General features: G+C 67.3%; 6 protein-coding genes. 5 read left to right on the top strand and 1 reads right to left on the bottom strand.

Annotation, left to right across the window (positions count from 1 at the left end; genetic code table 11):
• Window positions 1–658 precede the first annotated feature (658 nt).
• Both prfB and cobA read left to right on the top strand, forming a co-directional pair.
• Window positions 659–1759, top strand: coding sequence for a peptide chain release factor 2 (prfB, locus tag MJ785_RS19735; RefSeq protein ID WP_239311143.1), 1101 nt, complete (start codon window positions 659–661; stop codon window positions 1757–1759).
• A gap of 124 nt (window positions 1760–1883) precedes the next feature.
• Complete coding sequence (gene cobA, locus MJ785_RS19730; RefSeq protein ID WP_239311144.1) at window positions 1884–2678, top strand: uroporphyrinogen-III C-methyltransferase; 795 nt, start codon at window positions 1884–1886, stop codon at window positions 2676–2678.
• Window positions 2679–2748: 70 nt separating this feature from the next.
• On the opposite strand, the gene MJ785_RS19725 is transcribed toward cobA, so the two are convergent.
• Window positions 2749–3165, bottom strand: coding sequence for a hypothetical protein (locus tag MJ785_RS19725; protein WP_239311142.1), 417 nt, complete (start codon window positions 3163–3165; stop codon window positions 2749–2751).
• A gap of 46 nt (window positions 3166–3211) precedes the next feature.
• On the opposite strand from MJ785_RS19725, the gene ftsE reads away from it, so the two are divergent.
• From ftsE to smpB, 3 genes are all read left to right on the top strand, one after another.
• A complete protein-coding gene (gene ftsE / locus MJ785_RS19720) occupies window positions 3212–3901 on the top strand; it encodes a cell division ATP-binding protein FtsE (RefSeq protein WP_239382200.1) in 690 nt (229 codons plus the stop codon).
• A gap of 30 nt (window positions 3902–3931) precedes the next feature.
• Window positions 3932–4789, top strand: a complete 858-nt coding sequence (gene ftsX / locus MJ785_RS19715; RefSeq protein WP_239311140.1) for a permease-like cell division protein FtsX — start codon at window positions 3932–3934, stop codon at window positions 4787–4789.
• Window positions 4790–4975: 186 nt separating this feature from the next.
• A complete protein-coding gene (gene smpB, locus MJ785_RS19710; RefSeq protein ID WP_239311139.1) occupies window positions 4976–5455 on the top strand; it encodes an SsrA-binding protein SmpB in 480 nt (159 codons plus the stop codon).
• Window positions 5456–5497: the final 42 nt, after the last annotated feature.

Here is a 5497-nt window from a genome sequence, read left to right as displayed (position 1 = left end):
TCTCATAGCTGATGAGTGTCTCTGCCAGGGTCCGGATACAGGCGTCATGCAGTTCGCCGGTATCGGTCGAGAGGTAGGTGCCGGCTGTTCTGTCGTTCACGGCTCACCAGCGCCCAGCAACGCCAAATCCGGCCGAACATGGAATGACACCCGCCTGTCACCACTTTCCTGGCCGAAGAGCCTACTGACAGTCAAGATAGTCGTTGGGCCGCGCTGACACCTCGGTAGCGAGGGCGTGCTGGATGTGCTTTAAGTCTCTCCACGTCAATTCTGGTCGGGTCCGATGTCTTGTTGACCTTGGAGGGATTTCCGGCCTGTAGCAGAGCCGCGCTCGGGTTTCGGGCCGGCGGGCCGTGTTTCTGCCAGCTGGCCGTCATTCGGCCGCCGTCCGGTTGCCGCATGAGCGGTGCCGGTGGCGGTGGCTATGCCGGTGGCGGTGCCGGCGGCTGGCTATGGCTATGGCTATGGCAGTGGCGGTGGCCGGGCTGCCCGCCGGGGACAATGCCGTCTACGGGCGGGTGAACCTCGAGCGATCGAACCGGGCGGGGGTACCGCTGGGACGACCGCGCGGCGGCGCGCTGGCGCGGGTGGCAATGTCGCCACGCCAAGATCGGAATCCGGCTGGGGGTGGTGCGTTCCCGCCGGTAAGATAGGTCTCATGGCCGCCGACCTCACAGAGGAGATCAAGACTCTCGACTCGACGCTCACCGGCATCGAAGCAGTTCTTGATCTTGAAAGTCTCCGGCGTCGCGCCGCTGATCTGGAGCGTGAGGCGGCGGATCCGGACCTGTGGAGCGACCAGAACAGAGCGCAGAGCGTCACCCGCCGGCTTTCGTCGGCGCGGGGGGACATCGCGCGCGTCGAAGCGCTGCGACGGCGCCTTGACGACATTCTCGCCGCTCTTGACCTTGATGATGACGACCTGCTGGCTGAGGCCGCGGCGGGCCTGCCAAAACTCACTCGTGACATCTCCGCGCTCGAGGTCCGCACGCTGCTGTCCGGTGAGTACGACGAGCGGGATGCGATCATTCAGCTGTCCGCCGGAGCCGGTGGCGTGGACGCCGCCGACTGGACCGCGATGTTGCTGCGCATGTACCTGCGCTGGGCCGAGCGGCACGGGTACAGCACCGAGGTGTTCGACACCTCTGAGGCGGAGGAGGCGGGCCTGAAGTCCGCCACGTTCCAGATCAAGGCGCCATACGCCTACGGGACGCTGCGCAGCGAGCACGGCGTCCACCGGCTGGTGCGGATCAGCCCCTTTGACAACCAGAACCGCCGTCAGACGTCGTTTGCGGGGGTCGAGGTGACGCCCGCCGTCGAGCAGGCCGACCACGTCGACATCGACGACAAGGAACTGCGGATCGACATCTTCCGCTCGTCGGGACCGGGCGGGCAGGGCGTCAACACCACCGACTCGGCGGTGCGGATCACCCACTTGCCGACGAACATCGTGGTGACCTGCCAGAACGAACGCAGCCAGCTACAGAACAAGGCCGCGGCCATGATGGTGCTCCAGGCCAAACTGCTGGAGCGCCGACGTGTGGAGGAGGCTGCCGAGAAGCAGCGGCTGACCGGCGGCCCACAGGATGTCTCCTTTGGCTCGCAGATCCGCAACTACGTGTTGCATCCGTATCAGATGGTGAAGGATCTGCGGACCGATGTGGAGACGTCCGGCACCGGAGCGGTGCTCGACGGCGATATCGACGACTTCATCGATGCTGAGATCCGCTGGCGGCGCACCGCCGAAGGCCCGGCCTGATCGTCGACGGTGGCCGATCGGCGCTTCTCGCGCGGGGTACGGGGCACCGGGCTCAGGGCGTCTCTCGCGCGTCCGCGCCTCCCGAGGCAACCTTAGGACCATGGACAGTTCCGAGACAGGCCTGATGGCCGGCGCCACCGTGTGGGCGGTATCGCCGGATGCCGCCGTGCCCGCGCGGCCCGCCGCGGGTGGCTGGGTGGCGCTGGTCGGCGGTGGGCCGGGCCGTCCCGATCTGATCACTGTTCGAGGTATGGAGCTGCTGCGCCGGGCCGATGTGGTGGTCGTCGACCGCTTGGCTCCGCGGGCGCTGCTCGCCGACCTCGGGCCCGGCGTCGAGATCGTGGACGTGGGCAAGGAGGCGCACGGCCACAACATCACCCAGGATCAGATCAACCGCCTGATCGTGGATCGGGCCGGGCGGGGCCTCGGGGTGGTGCGGCTCAAGGGCGGCGATCCTTTCGTTTTCGGCCGTGGTGGTGAGGAAGCGCTGGCCTGTCGGGCCGCGGGGGTGCCCTGCGAGGTTGTGCCGGGTGTGACGAGCGCCGTGGCGGTACCGGCGTTGGCTGGTATTCCGGTCACCCACCGTGGGATCACCCAGGATGTCACGATCGTCTCCGGTCATCTCGACCCGTCCCATCCGGGTTCGACGGTCGACTGGAATGCCGTGGCGACCGGCGCTGGGACGATCGTCGTGTTGATGGGCGTCGGTGCGCTGGGGCAGATCACCGCGGAGCTGGTGAAGCGGGGTCGCGCGGGATCCACCCCGACGGCTGTGATCCATGGTGGCGGAAGCGCTGGTCAGAAGGTGGTCACTGGGCCGCTCGCGGACATCGCCGCGCTGGCCGATGACGCTCGTATCGGGCCGCCGTCCGTCATCGTCATCGGCGACGTGGTCGCGCTGCGGGAGATGCTGGCCTGACAGTTGTGGCCTGACAGCTGTGACCTGGCGGGCCGAACGGGGCTCGATACCTGTCCGGGCGCAGCGCAACCTATCCGTGCTGGACGGCGAGCAGGGTCAGTGCCAGGAGCACGGACACGATGACGATCAGCATCTGAGGTGTGATCGTGGTGGGGGAGTGGTGCATCGAGTCACGGGCCGATCGGCAGGACGGACACCGTGCCTCGGCGACCGGCCCGGCACATCGGGCGCATACCAGGTCCTCGCAGCACATGCCGTCGACCTCCCCGCGTCCGCTGCCAGCATCATCGCGCTTGCGCGCTGACCCGCACAATGTCTGACGGTCCAGAAAAGTTCCGCCACCGTTCAGCCGGCCACGCCCTCTGTCTACCCGCTGTTCCCCGCGCCACCCCTGTCTGCCTCGCGACGCCGCGCTGGCTGTCTGGTGATGCTCCTCGCGGTCGCTGGATGCCCGCGGGGCCGTGACCGCCGCGTTGTTGGCTAGCATCCACTGATGACCTAGAGTGTCTATTTGGATGCGAGGAGTGGTAAGCGTGATTCGCATGACTTCGGTGACCAAACGGTATCCAGCAGGTGCGTGTCCCGCGCTGGATGACGTGACCGTCGAGATCGCCGCGGGGGAGTTCGTCTTCCTGGTCGGTCCGTCGGGGTCGGGGAAGTCCACCTTGTTGCGGCTGCTGCTGCGGGAGGAACGGCCCACGGCCGGCGTGGTCGAGGTTGCCGGCCTGGATGTGAACCGGATCCCGGAGCGCCGGGTGCCGTTGCTGCGCCGGCGGGTGGCGTGTGTGTTCCAGGACTTCCGGTTGTTGCCCGACCGGACGGTCGCCGGCAACGTGGCCTTTGCCCTGGAGGTCACCGGTCGGCCGAGCCCGGTGGTACGCGCTGTCGTCCCCGCGATCGTCAGCTTGGTGGGGCTGGCTGGTAAAGAGGGTCGTTACCCCGACGAGCTCTCCGGCGGAGAGCAGCAACGGGTCGCGGTTGCCCGGGCCTTTGCCGGGCGTCCGCGCATCCTGCTGGCTGACGAACCAACCGGCAACCTGGACCCGGTCACGAGTTCCGGGATCATGAAGTTGCTGGATGCGATCAACCAGATCGGTACGACCGTTGTCGTGGCCACGCACAACGCCACTCTGGTGGACGCCATGCGTCACCGGGTCATCGAGCTCGAACACGGTGCCCTCGTGCGTGACCAGCTGCGGGGCGCCTACGGGCTGGCACTGTAAGTGATGGCCGTTGGTAGGTGGCTGGGTCAGATGCTCGTGATCGGTGTCAGCGGCTTGCGGCGCAACCTGTCGATGGCCCTCGGGGTGATCGTCACGGTGACGATCTGCCTCACGTTGCTCGGAGCCGGCCTGTTGCTGAGGGCACAGGCCCGGACCGTCGACAGGTTTTTCCTCGACCAGATCCAGGTTGTTATCGACCTCAACGACGGAGTCTCCAGCGCCGAACGTGCCGCGCTAGCGGCCGATCTGCGCGCTGACCCCCTGGTGCGGGCGGTCGTTTACGAGGACAAGGCGCGTGCGTTCGCGCGTTTCACCCGTGACTTCCGTAACTCGCCGGATGTCGTGAGCGGCGTGAGCGCGGCCGACCTGCCCGCGTCGTTCCGTCTCACGCTTGTTGACCCACGCCGCTCTGGCGAGATCGTTCTGGAGTACACCGGGAGGGGCGGCGTTGACCGGGTACGCGACCAGCGCGCGCTGGTCGCGCCGCTCTATCGCTTCCTGCGCGCGTTCGCGGTCGGCACCTTCGCGCTTGCCGCCGTTCAGGCTTTTGCCGCGGTGGTGCTGATCTATGCGATGATCCGCCTCTCCGCGCACGGGCGACGTAGGGAAACCGCGATCATGCGCCTGGTGGGGGCCACCAACGCGACGATCCGCGCGCCTTTCGTCATGGAGAGTGCGGTTACGGGCATGCTCGGCGGGATGTTCGCGGTGGTGATACTGATCGTGTGCAAGGTCTATTTTGTTGATCATAAGTTTGCCCGGCAGGCGATGTTCCCGCTCTTCGGCTGGGGCGCGGTGTGGGCCGTTGCCGTCGCTGTTCTCCTGATCGGCACCGTGACATCCGCGATCTTGGCTGCGGTCGCGCTGCGACGATACCTGCGGGTCTGACCCATCCGTTCCGGCCTGCCCGGCGGCCGGCGTAGCCTGGAGAGCCGGCGGCTACGTGACGTTGCCGCGCACGCGTGGCCGAGGTCCAGGTCCCCGGCCCGTTCGGCGGAATCTGTCTGGGACCTGCCTGGGATCTGCCTGGGACGTGAATGTGTATGGGGCTTGCGAGGAAGAGGGACACCAGAAGTGCCAAAGGAGACCGGTAGGAAGCTGGTCGCACAGAACCGGCGGGCCCGGCACGACTACACGATTCTCGACACCATCGAGGCTGGGCTGGTGCTCCAGGGCACCGAGGTGAAGTCGCTGCGGGCGGGCCGTGCGTCACTGGTGGACGCCTTCGCCCAGATCAACGACGGGGAAGCGTGGCTGCACGGTGTGCACATCCCTGAGTACACCGAGGGTACGTGGACGAACCACACCCCGCGCCGGCGCCGTAAGCTCCTGCTGCATCGTGATGAGATCGCTAAACTGGTCGGCAAGACGAAGGAGGGCGGCCTGACCATCGTCCCGCTGTCCATCTACTTCAAGGACGGCCGGGCAAAGGTGGAGGTCGCTCTCGCCCGCGGGCGCAAGACCTACGACAAGCGGCACGCGCTCGCCGAGCGGGACGCCTCCCGCGAGGTCTCCCGAGCGCTGGGCCGCCGGGCCAAGGGGCGGGAGGATTGACCCCTGCCGGCGTAGGCAGCACACCGCCCATGCTGCGCCGGG

The sequence above is a fragment of the Protofrankia sp. CiT1 genome, assembly GCF_917627335.1.
Classification (GTDB): domain Bacteria; phylum Actinomycetota; class Actinomycetes; order Frankiales; family Frankiaceae; genus Protofrankia.
This window is presented reverse-complemented; position numbering and strand designations above follow the sequence as displayed.

Excerpts from the sequence above, each read along its gene's own strand:
- cobA (WP_239311144.1), top strand. The coding sequence starts at position 1,884 with ATGGCCGGCGCCACCGTGTGGGCGGTATCGCCGGATGCCGCCGTGCCC.
- prfB (WP_239311143.1), top strand. The coding sequence starts at position 659 with ATGGCCGCCGACCTCACAGAGGAGATCAAGACTCTCGACTCGACGCTC.
- ftsX (WP_239311140.1), top strand. The coding sequence starts at position 3,932 with ATGCTCGTGATCGGTGTCAGCGGCTTGCGGCGCAACCTGTCGATGGCC.
- MJ785_RS19725 (WP_239311142.1), bottom strand. The coding sequence starts at position 3,165 with ATGCTAGCCAACAACGCGGCGGTCACGGCCCCGCGGGCATCCAGCGAC.